The organism is Roseinatronobacter ekhonensis (genome assembly GCF_900499075.1).
Classification (GTDB): Bacteria; Pseudomonadota; Alphaproteobacteria; order Rhodobacterales; family Rhodobacteraceae; genus Roseinatronobacter; species Roseinatronobacter ekhonensis.
On the sequence record NZ_UIHC01000004.1, the window covers coordinates 115,954 to 135,913 of the forward strand.

Consider the following 19,960-nt stretch of genomic DNA (forward strand, 5'->3'; position numbering starts at 1 on the left):
GCTTCAAGTATGAAACTTTAGGCTTGAAATAAAAAAACACCTGCCGCAGCATGATCCAAGGGAATCAGGCGAAAGGGGGTATCATGCGTATCGCATGTCTGGGCGGTGGACCGGGGGGATTGTATTTCGCGATCTCTATGAAGCTGCGCAACCCCGCGCATGAGGTTACGGTCTATGAGCGCAACCGCGCGGATGACACGTTCGGCTGGGGCGTGGTGCTCTCGGATGAAACGCTCGACAATCTTGCCTCCAATGATCCCGCCAGCGCCACGGCAATCCGCAGCCATTTCGCCTATTGGGACGACATCGCGCTGGTCAAATCGGGCACGCGAGTTGTGTCCTCGGGCCACGGGTTTTGCGGGATCGGGCGCAAGCAAATGCTACTGCTGTTGCAGGAGCGCGCGCGCGACTTGGGCGTGCGGCTGGAATTCCAGTCAGAGGTTGCCAGCGCCGAGGATCTGGCCCGCGATCACGATCTGGTCGTGGCCTGCGACGGGTTGAACTCGCGCACCCGCACGCAATTTCAGGATCATTTCCAGCCCGATATCGACCTGCGCGAATGCCCCTTCGTGTGGCTTGGCACGCATCAGACCTTTTCGGACGCGTTCACCTTTATTTTTGAGGAAACCGAACACGGCTGGGTCTGGGCCCATGCCTACCAGTTCGACGACAGCACCGCGACATTCATTGTCGAATGTTCGCAAGCCACCTATGACGCGTTCGGGTTCGAGCATATGAGCAAGGAAGACAGCATCGCCACTTGCGAGCGCATCTTCCGCGATCATCTGGCCGGCCACAGCCTGATGAGCAATGCAGGCCATATTCGCGGCTCTGCCTGGATACGCTTTCCGCGCGTGCTGTGCGAGCGGTGGAGCAAGGACAACATCGTGCTGCTGGGCGACGCGGCGGCGACGGCGCATTTCTCCATCGGGTCGGGCACGAAACTGGCGCTGGAATCCGCTATTGCTTTGGCCGAACTTGTTCACACGCAGCCCGATCTGCCCTCGGCCTTTGAGAAATACGAATCCGACCGGCGGCTGGAAGTGCTGCGCCTGCAATCGGCGGCGCGCAACTCGCTGGAATGGTTCGAGCAGGTAGAGCGTTACCTGCACATGGACCCGGTGCAACTGAATTACTCGCTGCTGACGCGCAGCCAGCGGATCAGCCATGAAAACCTGCGCGCACGCGACAAGGGCTGGCTGGAAAGCGCCGAACGCTGGTTTCAGAACGGCGCGGGCGTGGCCCAGGGTGCGCCCTTGCGCGCGCCGATGTTCGCGCCATTCCAATTGCGCGACATGGCGCTGAAAAACCGCATCGTCGTGTCGCCCATGGCGCAATACAAGGCGGTGGATGGCTGTCCGAATGATTGGCACATGGTCCATTACGGCGCGCGCGCCACGGGCGGCGCGGGGCTCGTCTATACCGAAATGACCTGTATCTCGCCCGAGGGGCGGATCACGCCGGGCTGCACGGGCCTCTATGATCCCGCGCATGAAGCGGCGTGGCGGCGGATTGTCGATTTCGTCCATACCGAAAGTGACGCCAAGATCTGCGCGCAGATCGGGCATTCGGGGCGCAAAGGGTCCACCCAGTTGGGCTGGGACCAGATGGACGCGCCCTTGGCGGATGGCAACTGGCCGGTGATGAGCGCATCCCCGATTCCGTGGGCCGATCCCAACCAGATACCGCAGGAAATGACCCGCGCCGACATGGACAGCGTGCGCGATCAATTCGTGGCCGCCGCGCAAATGGCGGCGCGGGCGGGCTTTGACATGCTGGAACTGCACGCCGCGCATGGCTACCTTTTGTCCAGCTTTCTGTCGCCGGTGTCGAACATTCGCACGGACCACTTTGGCGGCAGTCTGGAAAACCGCCTGCGCTACCCGCTGGACGTGTTGCAAGCCCTGCGCGCGGCATGGCCCGAAGACAGGCCGCTATCTGTGCGGATTTCGGCCACCGATTGGGTGGGCGGTGACGGTGTGACCCCGGATGATGCCGTGGCGATTTCCCGTGCCTTTCACGCCGCAGGGGCCGACCTGATCGATGTGTCGGCGGGTCAGACCACGCCCAAGGCGAAGCCTGTCTATGGCCGCATGTTCCAGACGCCGTTTTCCGACCGTATCCGCAACGAGGGGCATGTGGCGACCATGGCCGTGGGCAATATTTACGAGGCCGATCACGCCAATTCCATCCTGCTGGCAGGCCGCGCCGATCTGGTCGCCGTGGGCCGCCCGCATCTGGCCAACCCGGCTTGGACCTTGCATGAGGCCGCGCGCATTGGCGACCGCGCCGCTCCTGACTGGCCCTTGCCTTATCTGGCCGGGCGCGACCAGATGTGGCGGCTTGCTGACAAGGACGCAGAGGTGCTGCGCGCATGAGTGTTACGGGCCGTCATATCGTTGTCACCGGCGGCGGCACAGGCGTCGGGCGCGCGCTGGCGCTGGGGTTTGCGCATGCAGGCGCGCGTGTCACGATCATGGGCCGCCGCGAAGCGCCGTTGCGCGAGGTGGCCAAGCAGCACCGCGAAATCGGCTATGCGCTATGTGATGTGACCGACCCGCAGGCCGTGCAAGCCGCGTTCGCGCAGGCGCGCGGGCTGAACGGGCCGGTTGCGGTTGCTGTTGCAAATGCAGGTGCGGCCGATAGCGTGCCATTCGCGCGCATCACGCCTGCGCATCTGTCCGACATGCTGGCGGTAAACTTGGGCGGTGTTGTCAACACATGGCAGGCGGCGCTACCTGCCATGAAGGCCGAAGGCTGGGGGCGGCTGATCGCCATCGCCTCTACCGCCGGGCTGAAAGGGTATCCCTATGTTGCAGCCTATAGCGCGGCGAAGCATGGCGTTATCGGCCTGACGCGGTCGCTTGCGTTGGAGCTTGGCACAAGCGGTATCACCGCGAACGCAATCTGCCCCGGCTTTATGGAGACGCCGCTTTTAGAGCAATCCATCGCCAAGATCGTGGATAAAACCGGCTTGAGCGATGATGCGGCCCGCGCCAGCCTGATCGCGGGCAACCCGCAAGGGCGCTTCATCCAGCCCGATGAGGTGGCGGGGGCGGCGCTTTGGCTATGCTCTAACGCTGCCGCATCGGTCAATGGCCACGCCCTCAGCCTGTCCGGGGGAGAGATATGAGCCAGACCAACCCCAACGCACCCGCCGCGCCCCTGTCCAAGGACCGTTTGCGTCTGTGGCTGCGGTTGTTGAAAGTGACCAGCCATGTCGAGGCTGACTTGCGCCGCCGCCTGCGCGCGGAACACGCGACCACCCTGCCGCGCTTTGACGTGATGGCAGCGCTCGCGCGCCACCCCAAGGGGCTGCGGATGAGCGAATTGTCCGATTTCCTGCGCGTGTCGAATGGCAATGTCACCGGCATCGTCGACAGACTGACCGAAGAGGGGCTGGCGCTGCGTGTGGCCGTCGAGGGCGACCGCCGCGCCCAGCTTGCCCGTCTGACCCCGGCAGGAGAGGCCGCCTTTGCCGAGCTTGCCGCCGCGCATGAGGCTTGGGTGAACGACCTTCTGGCCGCGCTGGACGGCCCGATGATCGAACAGGCGTTTGACCTACTGACCCGCATCGAATCGCACGAAAAGGACCGCATATGACATCCGCGCCCCAGCATTTCTTGTGCGAACAGGCAGACGGCATCGCCCGCCTGCGCCTGAACCGCCCCGACCGCAAGAACCCGCTGACCTTTGACAGCTATGCCGAGTTGCGCGACTGGTTCCGCGACTTGCCCTACCGTGATGATGTGCATGCCGTGGTGATCCTGCCCAATGGCGGGAATTTCAGTTCCGGCGGCGATGTCCATGACATTATCGGTCCGCTGACCCGCATGGGGATGAAAGACCTGCTGGCCTTTACGCGCATGACCGGCGATCTGGTGAAGGCCATGCTGGGCTGCCAAAAACCCATTATCGCGGGCGTCGATGGGGTCTGCGCAGGCGCGGGCGCGATCATGGCCATGGCCAGCGATCTGCGCATCTGCACGCCTGCCGCCAAGGTGGCGTTCCTGTTCAACCGCGTCGGGCTGGCGGGCTGCGATATGGGCGCTTGCGCCATTCTGCCGCGATTGATCGGGCAAGGGCGTGCCGCTGAACTGCTGTATCTGGGCCGGTCCATGTCTGCCGAAGAAGGGCTGAACTGGGGCTTTTTCAACAAGTTGAGCGTCGATCTTGACGCTGATTGCCTGGATTGGGCCGCGCGAATTGCCAGCGGTCCCACCTTCGCCAATGCCATGACCAAAACCATGCTTGCGCAGGAATGGTCGATGTCTTTGGAGCAAGCGATTGAAGCCGAGGCGCAGGCGCAGGCGATCTGCATGCAGGGCAATGATTTCGCCCGCGCCTATGAGGCCTTCGCCGCCAAGCGCAAACCGGTGTTCGAGGGGGATTGATGGCGGATCAAACCTTCCTGGAATGGCCCTTTTTCGAGCCGCGCCACCGCGAACTGGCCGCGCGGTTGGAGGAATGGGCGGCCGAAGTGCTGGCGGACATTGACCACGCCGACACCGACGCCGCGTGTCGCGCGCTTGTGACAGCGTTGGGGCAGGCCGGCTGGTTGCAGCACAGCGCGGCAGCGGATGGCATGCTGGACGTGCGCGCCCTGTGCCTGACGCGCGAGATATTGGCGCGTCATGACGGGCTTGCCGATTTCGCCTTTGCCATGCAGGGGCTTGGCACCGGGGCGATCTCGCTATTTGGGTCCGAAGCGCAGAAAGCAGAATGGCTACCGCGCACGCGGTCGGGCGAGGCGATTGCGGCCTTTGCTCTGACAGAGCCGGGGTCGGGGTCGGACGTGGCCAATTCCACGCTGTCAGCCACCCGCGACGGCGAGGATTACATCTTGAATGGCGAGAAGACGTGGATATCCAACGGTGGAATCGCGGATGTCTACACGCTTTTCGCCCGCACGGGGGAAGCACCGGGTTCGCGCGGCCTGTCAGCCTTTATCGTGACACCCGACGCGGCGGGGTTCAGCGTGGCCGAACGGTTGGACACTATCGCTCCGCACCCATTGGCGACCCTGCGGTTCAGCGATTGCCGCGTGCCAGCCAGCGCCATGATCGGCGCGCCGGGGCAGGGGTTCAAGATTGCCATGTCGGTGCTGGACGTGTTCCGCGCCACGGTGGCAGCGGCGGCCTTGGGCTTTGCCCGCCGGGCGCTGGACGAGGCTTTGAGCCGCGTCACCACCCGTCATGTGCAAGGTGCGCCGCTGATCGATCTGCAAATGGTGCAGGGTCATATTGCCGATATGGCGCTGGAGGTGGACGCATCAGCGCTTCTGACCTACCGCGCGGCATGGACCAAGGATATGGGCGCGCCGCGTGTCACGCGCGAGGCGGCGATGGCCAAGCTATACGCAACCGAATCCGCGCAAAACGTCATCGACCGCGCCGTGCAACTGCATGGCGGCGACGGGGTGCGCAGTGGGCAGGTGGTGGAACGGCTGTATCGTGAAATCCGAGCGCTGCGCATCTATGAGGGCGCAAGCGACGTGCAGCGCGTGATTATTGCCCGCCAAGCGGTGGAGCGGCATCATGGCTGACCCTTACGACCCGGCCCGTGAAGGGGCACAAATGGGCTTTGACGGGCGCATGTCCTATGCCGATTATCTAGGGCTGGACCGCGTTCTGAGTGCGCAGGCCCCGATTTCAGACGCGCATGATGAAATGCTGTTCATCATCCAGCACCAGACATCCGAATTGTGGATGAAGCTGATGCTGGCCGAACTGGCCGCCGCGCGCGCCGAATTGGCCGCAGACCGGCTGGCCCCCGCGCTGAAACTGTTGGCGCGGGTGGCGCGGATAATGGAGCAGTTGAATTCCGCATGGGATGTGCTGCGCACCATGACGCCGTCGGATTACACCACGTTCCGGGAAAAACTGGGGCAATCGAGCGGGTTCCAATCCTGGCAATACCGGATGATCGAATACCGGCTTGGCAACCGCAACCCGGCGATGATGCGCCCGCACGCGCATGTGCCAGCTGTGCATGCGGCGTTGCAAGCGGAACTGGCGCAGCCCTGTCTGTATCAGACGGTGCTGGGGGTTGCGGTGCGGATGGGTCATGACCTGCCCGACACGGCGCTGGCGCCACGCCAGACGCCCGCGCCAAGCCTACCCGAGGTGCAGGCGCTTTGGGCCAAGGTTTACCGTGACCCGGCTGCGCATTGGGCGCTTTACGAGTTGGCCGAGAAACTGGTCGATCTGGAAGACTACTTCCGCAGTTGGCGGTTCAACCATGTCACCACGGTCGAACGGGTCATCGGGCTGAAGCACGGCACCGGCGGCACGGGCGGCACCAGCTACCTGAAGCGGATGCTGGACGTGGTGCTGTTTCCCGAATTGTGGACTGTGAGGACAGAGCTATGATTGATCTGCGCCCATCTGCCCATCTGGACAGTTTTACCCGCGATGCGCTGCCGCCCCATGCGGACTGGCCGGAATTGCTTTTGGACGGGTTCGACTACCCCGACCGGCTGAATGCCGCTGTCGAGCTGACCGATGCCATGGTCGCGCGTGGGTTTGGCGATCATACCGCGCTTGTCGGCAACGGACGCCAGCGCACCTACAAAGAGTTGACCGACTGGACCAACCGCCTTGCGCATGTGCTGGTGGATGATCTGGGCGTGAAGCCCGGTAATCGTGTGCTGATCCGGTCCGCCAACAACCCCGCCATGGTCGCCTGCTGGCTGGCCGCGACCAAGGCGGGCGCGGTTGTGGTGAACACCATGCCGATGCTGCGCGCAGGGGAATTGGCAAAATATGTCGACAAGGCCGAGATTGAATTCGCGCTGTGCGACACGCGGTTGATGGATGAAATGACCGCCTGCGCGCATGACAGCCGGTTTCTGAAAACCGTGGTGGGGTTTGACGGCACCTCGAACCACGATGCGGACCTCGACCGCATGGCGCTGGAAAAACCCGTGCGCTTTGCCGCCGTGCAGACCGCCCAAGACGATGTGGCGCTGCTGGGGTTTACATCGGGATCGACCGGAGAGCCCAAGGCCACGATGCATTTTCACCGCGATATCCTGATTATCGCCGACGCCTATGCGCAAGAGGTGTTGCAGGTCACGCCAGAGGATATCTTTGTCGGATCGCCGCCCTTGGCGTTCACTTTCGGGCTGGGCGGCCTTGCGGTGTTCCCGCTGCGGTTTGGGGCATCGGCGGTGCTGTTGGAAAACGCGTCACCCCCGAACCTGATAGAGATCATTGCCCGCTACCGCGCCACGATCTGCTTTACCGCGCCGACCGCCTACCGCGTCATGCTGCAGGCGATGGCCGAAGGGGCGGACCTGTCCAGCCTGCGCATTGCGGTGTCGGCGGGCGAAACGCTGCCCGCGCCGGTCTATGACGACTGGCTGCGCGCCACCGGCAAGCCGATGCTGGACGGGATCGGCGCCACTGAAATGCTGCATATCTTCCTGTCCAACCGACTGGACGACCACCGCCCCGCCTGCACCGGAAAGCCCGTGGGCGGTTATGAGGCCCGCGTTGTCGATGACACGGGCGCGCCCGCGCCCCCCGGCACGATGGGGCGGCTGGCGGTGCGCGGCCCGACCGGGTGCCGTTATCTGAACGACACGCGGCAAGCCAACTATGTGCAGGATGGCTGGAACATTACCGGCGATACTTTCGTGATGGACGAGGACGGCTATTTCCATTTCGCCGCCCGCAATGATGATATCATCCTGTCGGCAGGCTATAACATTGCGGGGCCAGAGGTAGAGGCTGCGCTGCTGGCCCATGCCGCCGTGGCCGAATGCGCCGTCATCAGCGCGCCCGACCCCGAGCGCGGCGCGGTGGTCGAAGCGCATGTCGTGCTGTCTGACGGCCAAACCCCCGGCCCCGACATGGCCCGCGCGCTGCAAGAGCATGTCAAGGCCACCATCGCGCCGTTCAAATATCCGCGCAGCGTTGTGTTTGCAGACAGCCTGCCGAAAACTCCAACAGGCAAAATTCAACGGTTTCGAATTCAAAGCAAAGGCCTAGAGTGATCTGAAACACGCGCAAGAACCGCAACCAAAGGAGAAGACGATGACACAAGCAGTAGGCGTAACCCCGGCAGATGACGCTCTGGACGGCGTGGTCTGGGATGTTCTTGGACAAACTTACAAGCCGAAGATTTACACCGATGCGGTGATGATGTGGCACGCGCATATCCCGCCCGAAAAATTCGTGCCTCCGCATGTGCACCCGACGCAGGACGAGTGGATCTATGTGTTGACGGGCACCTTGGAGGTGGATACCGGCTTTGAAACCGGCACGCCAACGTCCAAGTCGGCGGGACCGGGCGACTTGATCCGCATGCCGCGCGGGGTGGCGCATGGTTACGCCAACCGCTCTGGCACAGAGGCGACCTGCGTGTTCGGCGTGGCCCCTGCGCGCAAATTGTATGATCTGTTTTGCGCACTCGACGGGCAGACCGACCCGGCCGAACTGGTGCGCCTGTCGGCCCTGCACGAGGTCGATTTCTTGCCACCACCGGAAGACGCATGAGCGGGGGCGCGGCCATGGTGCATCGCAAGACAGTCGCGGTTATCGGGGGCGGGGTCTCTGGCCTCGCCGCCGCCAAGGCATTCGATGAACGCGGTCACAGGGTGATCGGGTTCGAACGCAGCCATGATTTCGGGGGCGTCTGGGAATTGTCGCGCAGCTACCCGGATGTGCAGACGCAATCGCCCAAGGACTTGTACCGCTTTACCGACCATCCGATGCCGGCGGATTTTCCAGAATGGCCCAAAGGGCCGCAGGTGCATGCCTATCTGCATGGCTACGCCGCCAAGCACCGGCTTGGCCGCCTGTTCCAGTTGAACACTTCAATCACCGCCATGGACCGTCGCACCGATGGCAAACCGGGCTGGACATTGACCATCGAAGAGGCCGGGCGCACGCGCCAGCAGGATTTCGACTTTGTCGCCGTGTGCACCGGCCAGTTTTCCGAAAAAAATGTCATCAGCCATCCCGGTCAGGACGCGTTCATTGCGCGGGGCGGGCAGGTGATGCACAGCTCGGATTATACCGACCCCACGCTGGCGCGTGGCAAGCGCGTTGTGGTGCTGGGTGGGTCGAAATCGGCCACCGACATTGCGGTCAATGCCGCCAAGAACGGGGCCGCGCAGGTCACGATGGTGTATCGCGAAAACGTCTGGCGCGTGCCGTATTTCGTGGGCGGCATCAATTTCAAACACCTGCTGTATATGCGCGCGCAGGAAATGCAGTTCAATTCCTGGGGGCGCAGCCCGGCACAAAAGACCATGGCCGCGCTCACAAAACCGCTGGTCTGGGCCAATTTCCGCGGGTTGGAGACGCTTTTGAAACTGCAATTGGGCCTGAAGAAATGGGACATGGTGCCCGACACACCGATTGAAAAGGCGGCATCTTGCAGTCTGCCCATCGTTACACCGGGGCTATTCGAGAGCTTCCGCGATGGGTCCGTCAAACCGGTCCGAGGCACGATCGACCGCTACGAGGGCGACGACGCGGTGCTGTCCACCGGCGACCGGGTCGGCTGCGACATCGTGGTGCTGGCGGTCGGCTGGAAGTTGGGTGTGCCCTTCCTGAACAGCGACGCCCGTGCCAAGCTGATCGAGCCGGACGGGCAGTATCGCGTCTATCGTCTTGCGGTCAATCCGGACCTGCCCGATATGGGCTTTGTCGGGTTCAATTCCAGCTTCTGCACGGTGCTGTCGGCGGAAATGATCGCCAACTGGCTGGTGCGCTATGCCGACGGACAACTGGCGCGGCAACCGACCGCCGCCGAGATGAATGCCAATATCGACGCGATGCTGCGCTGGCGACGCAAAGAACGCCCGGCGGCGCAGGTCTATGGCGGGCTGTGTTCCGCGCCATTTCACTTTAAGCACTTCGACGAAGTGTTGGAAGATGTCGGCGCGCGGGTTCGCAAGAAGGGCAACCCGCTGTCAGAGACCTTTCGCTACCCCGATGCCAGTGCTTATGGCCAATACTTGGCGTCCGCGCCGCAATACATGGCGCAATAGCCTGCAAATGAATTGACCACCACGCGGCACAGGCCGCAATCTGCACCAACCACAACAGGGAGACGAAAAGAATGAAAAAACTGCTTTTGACGACGGCTTTGGCCGCACTGGCCACCGGCGCACAGGCCGAGGTCAAGGTCGGCATGATCACCACGCTGTCGGGCGGCGGTGCGGGCCTTGGGCTGGATGTGCGGGACGGCTTTTTGCTGGCGTTGGCGCAATCGGGCCGTGACGATATCGAACTGGTGGTCGAAGATGACCAGCAAGCGCCCGATATCGCCGTGCAACTATCTGACAAGATGATCCAGTCAGAGCGTGTCGATGTGATGACCGGCATCATCTTTTCCAACCTTGCTATGGCGGTGATCCCGTCGGCGGTCAATCAGGGCGTGGTCTACCTGTCGCCCAATGCGGGCCCCTCGCAACTCGCCGGGCGCGGCTGCCACCCGAATTACTTCAACGTGGCATGGCAGAATGACAACCTGCACGAAGCGGCGGGTGCCTATGCCAACACGGCGGGCTATACCAACAGCTTCATTCTGGCACCCAACTACCCGGCGGGCCAAGATGCGCTGACGGGCTACAAGCGCATGTATCAAGGTGAACTCGCGGGCGAGATCTACACCCAGCTTGGTCAGACCGATTACGCCGCAGAGATCGCGCAGATCCGCGCATCTGGCGCGGATAGCGTGTTCTTCTTCCTGCCCGGTGGGATGGGGATCTCGTTCCTCAAGCAATATGCCGATAGCGGAGTGGATATTCCGGTGGTCGGACCCGCGTTCAGCTTCGATCAGGGCATCTTGCAGGCGGTGGGTGCGGCGGCACTGGGCGTGGTCAACACCGCGCAATGGTCGAAAGATATCGACATTCCGGTGAACCAGGCCTTTGTCGAAAGCTTCTCCGCCGAATACGGTCGATTGCCTTCGCTCTATGCCAGCCAGGGGTTCGACACAGCGAACCTTCTGATCTCGGCGCTGGAAAAGGCCGATCCGTCGGATAATGACGCGTTCCGCGCGGCGCTGCGCGACGCCGATTTCGAGAGCACGCGCGGGGCGTTCCGGTTCGGGAACAATCAGCACCCGATCCAGACCATCTATGCCCGCGAAGTGGTGCAAGAGGGTGATGTTTTCACCAACCGTATTATTGGTGTCGCGCTGGAGGATCATGCCGACGCCTATGCGGCAGAGTGCCAGATGCCGTAAATCGCGTGCGCCCCGGGCTTGACCCGGGGCCTCGTGGTCCAAGAGGTCCCGGATCAAGTCCGGGACGGGAGTGTCGTCATGTCCACTATTCTCATCATCGAGCAGGTTCTTAATGGCCTGCAATCGGGCGTCATGCTGTTCCTGATGGCAGCAGGCCTGACGCTGATTTTTGGTGTCATGGGGCTGATCAACCTCGCGCATGGCTCGCTGTACATGGTGGGCGCTTTTGCGGCGGCAGCAGTCGCGGGGGTGACAGGGTCGTTCCTGCTCGCCTTGCTGGCCGCCCTTGCGGCGGCGGCGGCGGCGGGCGTATTGGTGGAAACACTGGTGATCCGTCGGCTATATGCCGCCGACCATCTGGACCAGGTGCTCGCGACCTTCGCCTTGATCCTGATCTTTTCCGAAGGGACGCGGCTGATCTTCGGGTCTTTCCCGCTCTATCTGGATATCCCAAGTTGGCTCTCCGGCCCCGTCACCTTGCCCGGCGGCATTCAATACCCGCTCTACCGTCTGGCGCTGATCGGCGCGGGGCTGGCCGTGGCGCTGGCGCTTTGGGTGCTGATCGAGCGCACACGCATCGGCATCCAGATCCGCGCGGGTGAAAACGACCGCGAGATGATCGCGGCCCTTGGCGTCGATATCTCGAAGCTTTACACGCTGGTTTTCGCGCTTGGCGCCGCGCTCGCGGGTCTGGCGGGTGCACTCGTCGGCGCCATCCAGTCGGTGCAAGTGGGCATGGGCGAGCCTGTGCTGATCCTCGCCTTCGTGACCATCGTGATCGGCGGCATCGGGTCGATCAAGGGGGCGTTTGTCGGCGCGATCCTTGTCGGGCTGACCCAAACCCTTGGCAGCGTATTTCTGCCCGTCCTGTTCCGCCTGTTTCTGGAGCCCGCGACGGCCATGTCACTGGGCGCGTCACTGGCCAATATGGCGGTCTATATCCTGATGAGCCTTGTGCTGATCTTCCGTCCCGCCGGCCTGATGGGAGCGCGCGCATGATCCGCGAGAGCTATCTGAACGCTGCGCTTCTGGCGGGCTTGCTGGCCGTGCCGCTTTACGCGTTGGTGGTGGATGAGCCGTTTACGATTACGCTCGCCACCCGCGCGGCGATTCTGGCACTGGCCGCCGTCGGGCTGAACATCGCCCTTGGCTGGGGCGGGCTGGTCAGTTTCGGCCATGCCGCGTTTTTCGGGATTGGCGGCTACAGCATGGGCATTCTGGCCTTTCATGCGCAAAATTTCGTCCCACTCGATCTGGGCATCATGGTGTTTGACGGCACCAAATCCATGCCGATCATCTGGCTTGTGGCCGTTCTTGCCTCTGCGCTCGCTGCGCTGCTGATCGGGCTGCTTAGCCTGCGCACAAGCGGGGTATATTTCATCATGATCACGCTCGCCTTTGCGCAGATGTTCTACTACTTCGCCATTTCATGGGCGCGCTATGGCGGCGAGGACGGGATTCCGATCTATGTCCGCAATGATTTTCCGGGGCTGAATACGCTCGTCCCGATCCAGTTCTTCGGCATCTGCTTTGTGGCCCTGCTTTTGGCACTGTGGCTCAACGCGCGGCTGGTGGCTTCGCCCTTCGGGCTGGCGCTGAACGCAGCGCGTCAGGTGCCTGTGCGGGTGCAAACCGTGGGGCTGGACCCGACACGGCTGAAGCTGGTGGCCTTCGTCATGTCCGGCGCGATCACCGGGCTTGCGGGGGCGCTGTTTGCGGACCTCAACCGCTTTGTCAGCCCCTCCATGTTCAGTTGGCACCTGTCGGGCGAGTTGATCGTGCTGATCATCCTGGGCGGCGTGGGCCGCCTGATGGGGCCGGTTCTGGGCGCGGTGATGTTCGTGGCGCTGGAGCATTGGTTGGGCGGGTTGACCACGCATTGGCACATTGCGCTGGGTGCGATCCTGCTTGGCGTAGTGCTGTTTGCGCGTGGCGGTTTGATCGGGCTTCTGTGCGGCCCAAGGGGACAGACATGACCGATAACATCATCGAAACCCGCGGGATCACAAAGTCTTTCGGCAGTCTGAAAGCCAGCGACGACATTTCCATCGACCTGCGCGCGGGCGAGATCCACGCCATCATCGGCCCGAACGGTGCCGGGAAATCCACGCTGATCCATCAGATCTGCGGCGGGCTTGCGCCCGATGCGGGGCAGGTGCTGCTGGGGGGGCAGGACGTGACCGCACTGACCACAGCGGCGCGCGCGCGCAAGGGTCTTGGCCGGACCTTCCAGATTTCCGCGCTGGCAATGGAAGACAGCGTGCTGGAAAACGTCTTGCTGGGTGCAATGGGGGCCAGCGGGCGGCCATGGCGTTTCTGGCAGGCGATCATGGGCGACCGCAGCTTGCGCGAGCGTGCCGAGGCGGCGCTTGAGCGGGTCGGGCTGATGGACCAGCGGCACATCCGCACCTCTGCACTCAGCCACGGCCAAAGGCGACAGTTGGAAGTGGCGGTGGCGCTGACGCTGGACCCGCGCGCCTTTGTCATGGATGAGCCGATGGCGGGTCTGGGCGCGGAAGGGTCCAAGAACCTGACAGGGTTTCTGGACGGCCTGCGCGCGCAGGCCCCGATCCTGCTGGTGGAACATGACATGGACGCGGTTTTCGCGCTGGCCGACCGCATCAGCGTACTTGTGTACGGGCGCATTATCGCCACCGGCAGCGTCGACGAAATCCGCACCAATGCCGATGTGCGCGAAGCCTATCTGGGGGAGGAGGCATGAGCTTGCTGCGTGTTGAAAACCTTTGCGCCAGCTACGGTGCCAGCCAAGCCCTGTTCGGGGTCAATTTCACACTGGCAGAAGGCGAAGTGCTGGCGCTGATGGGCCGCAACGGCATGGGCAAGACCACGACCGTCAAGGCCATCTGCAGGATGATCCCGTCCACTGGCACAGTCCAGTTCGCGGGCCAGGACCTACACCGCCTGCCCAGCTTTCGCGCCGCGCGGCTGGGTCTTGGGCTGGTGCCCGAAGGGCGGCGCTGCTTTGCCAGTCTGAGCGTGGCCGAAAATCTGATCGCCGCCGCGCGCCCCGGCCCATGGACCACCGCGCGCGTCTGCGCCTTTCTGCCCCGTCTGGGAGAGCGGATGGGGCAGCGCGCGGCCTCGCTCTCGGGCGGCGAGCAACAGATGCTGGCCATTGGCCGCGCGCTGATGACCAATCCGCGCCTGCTTATTCTGGATGAAGCGACAGAGGGGCTGGCCCCGCTGATCCGCGCAGAGATCTGGGCTACAATCGCCGCGCTTAAACGCGAGAGCGGCATGGCCATTCTGCTGATCGACAAATCCATCCGCGAATTGGCGCAAGTGGCCGACAGCGCCGCAATCATCGCGCGCGGCAAAACGGTTTGGTCGGGTGCAATGGCGGATCTGAGCGCCGATGTATCCGAGCAGTATGTGGGTGTCTGATCGTGTACGAATTTCATCAAAAGGTGCTGTTCAAGCATTGCGACCCCGCCGGCATCGTCTTTTTTCCGCGCTATTATGAAATGGTGAATGATTGCGTCGAGGCGTTTTTCGCCGATGTGCTGGACTGGCCGTTCGAGGCGATGCATCAGAAGGGCGCAGTGCCGACCCGCGCGATTGAAACCGAGTTTCTTGCCCCTTCGCGCCACGGCGATGCGCTGGTGCTGGAAATGCGGATTGTCGCGCTCGGGCGGACATCTTGTGCCTATACACTGACTGCGCGGTGCGACGGCGCACCGCGTTTCACACACCGTGCCACGCTGGTGAATGTCACTGCCGACGGACGCCCGACCGCGTGGCCCACGCCTGTTGCCGTCACGCTTGCCCAATGGAAAGACCTGCCATGACACACACAACGATCCACCCCCAAGGCTGGCTGCCCGCAAAGGGCTATGCCAACGGTGTGCTGACGCGTGACGGCGTTTTGCATATCGGCGGCCAGATCGGCTGGGATGGCGCCCAGCGGTTCGTGGCCTCTGATTTCGTCGGGCAGATGCGGCAGGCACTGGCCAATATCGTGGCCATCGTCGAAGCTGCGGGTGGGCAGGCGTGCGACATCACCCGCCTGACATGGTTCGTGATCGACAAGAGAGAGTATCTTGCGCGTCAGGCCGAAGTGGGCCGGGCCTATCGCGAGGTGATGGGCAAGCATTTCCCCGCCATGTCGATGGTGGTCGTGGCCGGTTTGGTCGAAGACGCCGCGTTGCTCGAGATTGAAGCGACCGCCCATATCGCGATGCAGAAATCGGACTAGACATTTTGCCGGTCCAGCCGCATGCTGACGTTGATGGTGCCCGGCCGCGTGCGGCTGGCTGAAAAGGGAACATGGTGCGGGCTTGCCCCAAATCCATGACTGCCCCCGCAACTGTAAGCGGATAGCACCCCCGACAGGACCACTGGCCACAGGCCGGGAAGGGTTGGGGACGCGATGACCCGCAAGTCAGGAGACCTGCCATCAACCCGTGCGCGCATGCCGCGTGTATGGGGTGTTGAAACCGGGCGGGGTGCCTCGGGGGTGTTCAATCCGCGCCCGTTGGGCGCATGGCCCCCGGCACTCCCGCCACAGCGCGGAGGGCGCTATGCTACTGGACCACACGATCTTGCAACTTCGACAAACCGGGCTGACGCCCGAGCGCGCCCGCGCGCTTGGCCATCTGGGCTATCTGCAATGGCTGGGCGCGTTGCCGGGCGATGCCAGCTACCCGGCAGAAGCGATGCACGCCTATACCCAAGCCGTGCCCTTCGCGCGTGAGGTATCGGCCATAGCGGTCTTTTGCGACCTGCTGGTCGAGAGCACGCGCACGCCGTTGCGCCCGCTCACCCTTATCTTGCCGCCCAAGGAACGGCGCGGCGGCGCAAAGGGGCGACGCGCGACGCTGTAGGCTTTCCCGAATATGAACCAGTTTCATATTCACGGTGAAAATCATTCGGTTTTTTCTTGGATTGTGCAGGGTTATATCCTGCACAACCCGCAATAATGGAAAAACCACCGCTTATGAAAGATCTGACCCTGTCCGCATCCCCGGTTCTGGATGAATTGCGCGCGCTGGCCGCCGAACGTATCCTTGTTCTGGACGGGGCCATGGGCACGATGATCCAGACACTTGGCCTGACCGAAGAGGATTACTCCGCAAACGGGCACATCCACGGCCCCGGTTGTCGCCACCACACCGATCATCCGCAACAGGGCAATAATGACCTACTGGTGCTGACCAAGCCCGACGCGATCGAGGATATTCACTATCAATTCGCCATGGCGGGGGCGGATATTCTGGAAACCAACACGTTTTCCGGCACCACTATCGCGCAGGCCGATTATGGCCTGGAAGGGGCGATCCATGATCTGAGCGTGGCGGGCGCACAGGTCGCGCGCCGTGCGGCCGACCGTGCGCAGGCCAGTGACGGTAAGCGCCGTTTCGTGGCCGGTGCCGTGGGGCCGACCAACCGCACCGCCAGCATCAGCCCCGATGTGAATGACCCCGGCTTTCGCGCCGTAACGTTTGACGACCTGCGCCGCGCGTATGGCCAGCAGATGGAAGGGCTGATCGAGGGCGGGGCAGATATCATCCTCATTGAGACCATCTTCGACACGCTCAACGCCAAGGCCGCGATCTTTGCGGCATTCGAGGTGTTCGACAAGATCGGCCAGCGCGTGCCACTGATGATTTCGGGCACGATTACCGACGCCTCCGGGCGCACACTGTCGGGCCAGACACCAACCGCTTTCTGGCATTCGGTTTCGCACGCCCGGCCCTTTACCGTTGGGCTGAACTGCGCTTTGGGGGCAGAGGCCATGCGCCCCCATATCGCGGAACTTGCGGGCGTGGCCGACACGTTGACCTGTGCCTATCCCAATGCGGGCCTGCCCAACGCGTTTGGCGGCTATGATGAGACGCCAGAGCAAACCGCCGCACAGGTCGGCGGCTTTGCGCGCGACGGGCTGGTCAATGTCGTTGGCGGATGCTGCGGCACCACGCCCGACCATATCCGCGCCATTGCCGAGGCCGTCGCCCCATTTGCCCCCAGAGCGGTGCCCGCATGACCCATTATCTGCGCCTGTCCGGTCTGGAACCCTTCGTGCTGACGCCCGATATTCCGTTTGTGAATGTGGGCGAGCGCACGAATGTCACCGGCTCCGCCAAGTTCCGCAAACTGATCGTGAACCGCGACTATGAAACCGCGCTGGATGTCGCGCGTGAGCAGGTCGAGAACGGCGCGCAGATCATTGATGTGAACATGGATGAGGGGCTGATCGATTCGCAAAAGGCGATGGTCGAGTTTCTGAACCTTGTCGCGGCAGAGCCGGACATTGCCCGCGTGCCGATCATGATCGACAGCTCCAAATGGGAGGTGATCGAGGCGGGCCTGCAATGCGTGCAAGGCAAATCGGTGGTCAATTCCATTTCCATGAAGGAAGGCGAAGATCAGTTCCGCCATCAGGCGCGGCTGTGTCTGGCCTACGGTGCGGCGGTCGTGGTCATGGCGTTCGACGAGCAGGGCCAAGCCGATACCTTTGCACGCAAGACAGAGATTTGCGCGCGCGCCTACCGCATTCTGACCGAGGAGGTAGGCTTCCCGCCAGAAGACATCATCTTCGACCCGAATATCTTTGCGGTCGCCACGGGCATTGAAGAACACGACAATTACGGCGTCGATTTCATCGAAGCGACACGTTGGATACGCGAAAACCTGCCGCATGCGCATGTGTCGGGCGGGGTGTCGAACCTGTCGTTCTCTTTCCGTGGCAATGACACCGTGCGCGAGGCGATGCACGCGGTGTTCCTGTATCACGCCATCAAGGCGGGCATGGATATGGGTATCGTGAATGCGGGCCAATTGGCGGTCTATGACCAGATAGACCCCGAGTTGCGCGAGGCTTGCGAGGATGTGGTCCTGAACCGCCAGCCCAAGGCGGGCGGCACCGCGACCGAAAACCTGCTGGACCTTGCCGACCGCTTCAAGGGCGGCAAGCGCGAAGAACGCGTGCGCGATCTGGCTTGGCGCGAGTGGGCTATTGACAAGCGGCTGGAACACGCGCTGGTCAACGGCATTACCGAATTCATCGACGCCGACACCGAAGAAGCGCGTGTGGCTGCAGAAAAGCCGCTCGACGTGATCGAAGGGCCGCTGATGGCCGGCATGAACGTGGTCGGCGACCTGTTCGGCGCGGGCAAGATGTTCCTGCCCCAAGTCGTGAAATCCGCCCGCGTGATGAAACAGGCCGTGGCCATCCTTCTGCCTTACATGGAAGAAGAAAAGCGCCTGAATGGCGGCACCGGGCGGCAATCGGCTGGCAAGATCCTGATGGCGACCGTCAAGGGCGATGTGCATGACATTGGCAAGAACATCGTCGGCGTTGTGCTGGCCTGCAACAATTACGATGTGATCGATCTGGGCGTGATGGTCCCGCCACAAAAGATCTTGCAGGTCGCCCGCGCCGAGAATGTGGATGCGATTGGCCTGTCGGGTCTGATCACACCATCGCTTGATGAAATGGTGCATCTCGCGTCCGAAATGGAACGCGAAGACATGAACCTGCCGCTGCTGATCGGGGGGGCGACCACGTCCAAGGTGCACACGGCGGTCAAGATCGCGCCGCGCTATTCGGGGCCTGCGGTCTATGTGCTCGATGCTAGCCGCGCCGTGGGGGTGGTCAGCAACCTGTTGTCGCCTGCCAACAAGGCGAGCTTTGTGGACGCCATTCGCACCGAATACGCCGAAGTGACCGCGCGTCACGAACGGGCAGAGGCCGCCAAGGACCGCCTGCCACTGGCCAAAGCCCGCGCCAACCCGCTGCGGCTGGATTGGGACAGCTACAGCCCGACTGCGCCGAAATTTACCGGCGCAAAAGTGATCGACGATTGGGACTTGGCCGAACTGGCCTACTATATCGACTGGACCCCGTTCTTCCAGACATGGGAGATGAAGGGCGTTTACCCCAAGATCCTTGATGACCCGAAACAGGGCGAGGCGGCCCGCGCGCTCTTCGCCGATGCGCAGGAAATGCTCAAGCGCATCATTGCCGAGAAATGGTTCACGCCCCGCGCCGTCGTCGGGTTCTGGCCTGCCAATACGGTGGGCGATGATATTCGCCTGTTTACGGACGCCACGCGCGACACCGGACTCGCCACATTCCACACGCTGCGGCAACAGCATTCCAAGCGGGCAGGGCGGCCCAATCTGGCCTTGTCAGATTTCGTGGCCCCCGAGGGCACCCCAGACCATATTGGCGGCTTCGTCGTAACGGCCGGACCGGAAGAGGTGGACATCGCCGCCCGCTTCGACCGCGCGAATGACAATTATGCCGCGATCATGGTCAAGGCGCTGGCCGACCGCATTGCCGAAGCCATGGCAGAGGCCCTGCACGCGCGCGTGCGCCGCGACTATTGGGGCTATGCGCCGGATGAGCCGTTTACCCCGCAAGAGCTGATCAAGGAACCCTACGGCGGCATCCGCCCCGCGCCGGGCTACCCCGCGCAGCCCGACCACACCGAAAAGCGCACGCTGTTCAAGCTGCTCGATGCCGAAGCGGCGACGGGGGTCACGCTGACCGAAAGCATGGCGATGTGGCCGGGATCGTCCGTGTCGGGCCTGTATCTGGGGCACCCGGACAGCTACTATTTCGGCGTGGCCAAGGTGGAACGCGACCAGGTGGCGGACTATGCCGCGCGCAAGGGGATGGATATGGCTCAGGCGGAACGCTGGCTGGCCCCGGTGCTGAATTACGATCCGGCGGCAAAGCAGGCTGTTGCGGCGGAATAACCCTCTCGCGCGCGGGGCAATGGCCTGCTAA

Annotated in this window: 19 protein-coding genes and 1 riboswitch; all 19 genes read left to right on the plus strand. The window is 62.8% G+C overall.

Translation table 11 applies throughout. From position 1 onward, the window contains the following. Window positions 1-83 precede the first annotated feature (83 nt). On the plus strand, window positions 84-2,378 hold the full coding sequence (locus tag ROE7235_RS03320) for a bifunctional salicylyl-CoA 5-hydroxylase/oxidoreductase (protein WP_121093279.1): 2,295 nt from the start codon (window positions 84-86) through the stop codon (window positions 2,376-2,378). Next, window positions 2,375-3,133 carry an SDR family NAD(P)-dependent oxidoreductase gene (locus ROE7235_RS03325; RefSeq protein WP_121093240.1) on the plus strand — a complete coding sequence of 253 codons (759 nt, stop codon included), beginning with the start codon at window positions 2,375-2,377 and terminating at the stop codon, window positions 3,131-3,133. Before ROE7235_RS03320 ends, ROE7235_RS03325 begins: the two co-directional genes overlap by 4 nt. Next, window positions 3,130-3,603 (plus strand): MarR family winged helix-turn-helix transcriptional regulator, encoded by a 474-nt coding sequence (locus ROE7235_RS03330; RefSeq protein ID WP_121093241.1) that lies wholly within the window; start codon window positions 3,130-3,132, stop codon window positions 3,601-3,603. Before ROE7235_RS03325 ends, ROE7235_RS03330 begins: the two co-directional genes overlap by 4 nt. Next, a complete protein-coding gene (locus tag ROE7235_RS03335) occupies window positions 3,600-4,394 on the plus strand; it encodes an enoyl-CoA hydratase family protein (RefSeq protein ID WP_121093242.1) in 795 nt (264 codons plus the stop codon). Before ROE7235_RS03330 ends, ROE7235_RS03335 begins: the two co-directional genes overlap by 4 nt. Continuing rightward, entirely contained in the window at window positions 4,394-5,545 is a 1,152-nt protein-coding gene (locus ROE7235_RS03340; RefSeq protein ID WP_121093243.1) for an acyl-CoA dehydrogenase family protein, read from the plus strand. Before ROE7235_RS03335 ends, ROE7235_RS03340 begins: the two co-directional genes overlap by 1 nt. Further along, window positions 5,538-6,371 (plus strand): tryptophan 2,3-dioxygenase, encoded by an 834-nt coding sequence (locus ROE7235_RS03345; protein WP_121093244.1) that lies wholly within the window; start codon window positions 5,538-5,540, stop codon window positions 6,369-6,371. Before ROE7235_RS03340 ends, ROE7235_RS03345 begins: the two co-directional genes overlap by 8 nt. After that, complete coding sequence (locus ROE7235_RS03350) at window positions 6,368-7,999, plus strand: AMP-binding protein (protein ID WP_121093245.1); 1,632 nt, start codon at window positions 6,368-6,370, stop codon at window positions 7,997-7,999. Before ROE7235_RS03345 ends, ROE7235_RS03350 begins: the two co-directional genes overlap by 4 nt. A gap of 40 nt (window positions 8,000-8,039) precedes the next feature. Further along, window positions 8,040-8,501 (plus strand): cupin domain-containing protein, encoded by a 462-nt coding sequence (locus tag ROE7235_RS03355; protein ID WP_121093246.1) that lies wholly within the window; start codon window positions 8,040-8,042, stop codon window positions 8,499-8,501. A 14-nt stretch (window positions 8,502-8,515) separates the two neighbouring features. Continuing rightward, window positions 8,516-10,003 (plus strand): flavin-containing monooxygenase, encoded by a 1,488-nt coding sequence (locus tag ROE7235_RS03360; RefSeq protein WP_121093280.1) that lies wholly within the window; start codon window positions 8,516-8,518, stop codon window positions 10,001-10,003. 71 nt (window positions 10,004-10,074) lie between these two features. Next, window positions 10,075-11,205 (plus strand): ABC transporter substrate-binding protein, encoded by a 1,131-nt coding sequence (locus ROE7235_RS03365; protein ID WP_121093247.1) that lies wholly within the window; start codon window positions 10,075-10,077, stop codon window positions 11,203-11,205. Between the two features lie 78 nt (window positions 11,206-11,283). Next, window positions 11,284-12,204, plus strand: coding sequence for a branched-chain amino acid ABC transporter permease (locus ROE7235_RS03370; protein WP_121093248.1), 921 nt, complete (start codon window positions 11,284-11,286; stop codon window positions 12,202-12,204). After that, window positions 12,201-13,181, plus strand: a complete 981-nt coding sequence (locus tag ROE7235_RS03375; RefSeq protein WP_121093249.1) for a branched-chain amino acid ABC transporter permease — start codon at window positions 12,201-12,203, stop codon at window positions 13,179-13,181. Before ROE7235_RS03370 ends, ROE7235_RS03375 begins: the two co-directional genes overlap by 4 nt. Continuing rightward, window positions 13,178-13,927, plus strand: coding sequence for an ABC transporter ATP-binding protein (locus tag ROE7235_RS03380; protein WP_121093250.1), 750 nt, complete (start codon window positions 13,178-13,180; stop codon window positions 13,925-13,927). The genes ROE7235_RS03375 and ROE7235_RS03380 overlap by 4 nt, the downstream gene beginning before the upstream one ends. Then, the gene (locus tag ROE7235_RS03385; RefSeq protein ID WP_121093251.1) at window positions 13,924-14,610 is read left to right on the plus strand and encodes an ABC transporter ATP-binding protein; all 687 of its coding nucleotides are present in this window, start codon (window positions 13,924-13,926) and stop codon (window positions 14,608-14,610) included. Before ROE7235_RS03380 ends, ROE7235_RS03385 begins: the two co-directional genes overlap by 4 nt. A gap of 2 nt (window positions 14,611-14,612) precedes the next feature. Beyond that, window positions 14,613-15,014 carry an acyl-CoA thioesterase gene (locus ROE7235_RS03390; RefSeq protein WP_121093252.1) on the plus strand — a complete coding sequence of 134 codons (402 nt, stop codon included), beginning with the start codon at window positions 14,613-14,615 and terminating at the stop codon, window positions 15,012-15,014. After that, window positions 15,011-15,421 (plus strand): RidA family protein, encoded by a 411-nt coding sequence (locus tag ROE7235_RS03395; protein WP_121093253.1) that lies wholly within the window; start codon window positions 15,011-15,013, stop codon window positions 15,419-15,421. Before ROE7235_RS03390 ends, ROE7235_RS03395 begins: the two co-directional genes overlap by 4 nt. Window positions 15,422-15,438: 17 nt before the next feature. After that, window positions 15,439-15,638: riboswitch (cobalamin riboswitch) on the plus strand. A 108-nt stretch (window positions 15,639-15,746) separates the two neighbouring features. Continuing rightward, window positions 15,747-16,049: a hypothetical protein gene (locus tag ROE7235_RS03400; protein WP_121093254.1), complete on the plus strand. Its 303-nt coding sequence runs from the start codon at window positions 15,747-15,749 to the stop codon at window positions 16,047-16,049. Window positions 16,050-16,162: 113 nt separating this feature from the next. Then, window positions 16,163-17,209, plus strand: coding sequence for a homocysteine S-methyltransferase family protein (locus ROE7235_RS03405; RefSeq protein ID WP_121093281.1), 1,047 nt, complete (start codon window positions 16,163-16,165; stop codon window positions 17,207-17,209). Continuing rightward, window positions 17,206-19,929, plus strand: coding sequence for a methionine synthase (gene metH, locus ROE7235_RS03410; RefSeq protein WP_121093255.1), 2,724 nt, complete (start codon window positions 17,206-17,208; stop codon window positions 19,927-19,929). The genes ROE7235_RS03405 and metH overlap by 4 nt, the downstream gene beginning before the upstream one ends. Window positions 19,930-19,960 lie beyond the last annotated feature (31 nt).

Coding starts and splice junctions, on each gene's coding strand:
- ROE7235_RS03320 (WP_121093279.1), top strand. CDS start 84: ATGCGTATCGCATGTCTGGGCGGTGGACCGGGGGGATTGTATTTCGCG.
- ROE7235_RS03325 (WP_121093240.1), top strand. CDS start 2,375: ATGAGTGTTACGGGCCGTCATATCGTTGTCACCGGCGGCGGCACAGGC.
- ROE7235_RS03330 (WP_121093241.1), top strand. CDS start 3,130: ATGAGCCAGACCAACCCCAACGCACCCGCCGCGCCCCTGTCCAAGGAC.
- ROE7235_RS03335 (WP_121093242.1), top strand. CDS start 3,600: ATGACATCCGCGCCCCAGCATTTCTTGTGCGAACAGGCAGACGGCATC.
- ROE7235_RS03340 (WP_121093243.1), top strand. CDS start 4,394: ATGGCGGATCAAACCTTCCTGGAATGGCCCTTTTTCGAGCCGCGCCAC.
- ROE7235_RS03345 (WP_121093244.1), top strand. CDS start 5,538: ATGGCTGACCCTTACGACCCGGCCCGTGAAGGGGCACAAATGGGCTTT.
- ROE7235_RS03350 (WP_121093245.1), top strand. CDS start 6,368: ATGATTGATCTGCGCCCATCTGCCCATCTGGACAGTTTTACCCGCGAT.
- ROE7235_RS03355 (WP_121093246.1), top strand. CDS start 8,040: ATGACACAAGCAGTAGGCGTAACCCCGGCAGATGACGCTCTGGACGGC.
- ROE7235_RS03360 (WP_121093280.1), top strand. CDS start 8,516: ATGGTGCATCGCAAGACAGTCGCGGTTATCGGGGGCGGGGTCTCTGGC.
- ROE7235_RS03365 (WP_121093247.1), top strand. CDS start 10,075: ATGAAAAAACTGCTTTTGACGACGGCTTTGGCCGCACTGGCCACCGGC.
- ROE7235_RS03370 (WP_121093248.1), top strand. CDS start 11,284: ATGTCCACTATTCTCATCATCGAGCAGGTTCTTAATGGCCTGCAATCG.
- ROE7235_RS03375 (WP_121093249.1), top strand. CDS start 12,201: ATGATCCGCGAGAGCTATCTGAACGCTGCGCTTCTGGCGGGCTTGCTG.
- ROE7235_RS03380 (WP_121093250.1), top strand. CDS start 13,178: ATGACCGATAACATCATCGAAACCCGCGGGATCACAAAGTCTTTCGGC.
- ROE7235_RS03385 (WP_121093251.1), top strand. CDS start 13,924: ATGAGCTTGCTGCGTGTTGAAAACCTTTGCGCCAGCTACGGTGCCAGC.
- ROE7235_RS03395 (WP_121093253.1), top strand. CDS start 15,011: ATGACACACACAACGATCCACCCCCAAGGCTGGCTGCCCGCAAAGGGC.
- ROE7235_RS03400 (WP_121093254.1), top strand. CDS start 15,747: ATGCTACTGGACCACACGATCTTGCAACTTCGACAAACCGGGCTGACG.
- ROE7235_RS03405 (WP_121093281.1), top strand. CDS start 16,163: ATGAAAGATCTGACCCTGTCCGCATCCCCGGTTCTGGATGAATTGCGC.
- metH (WP_121093255.1), top strand. CDS start 17,206: ATGACCCATTATCTGCGCCTGTCCGGTCTGGAACCCTTCGTGCTGACG.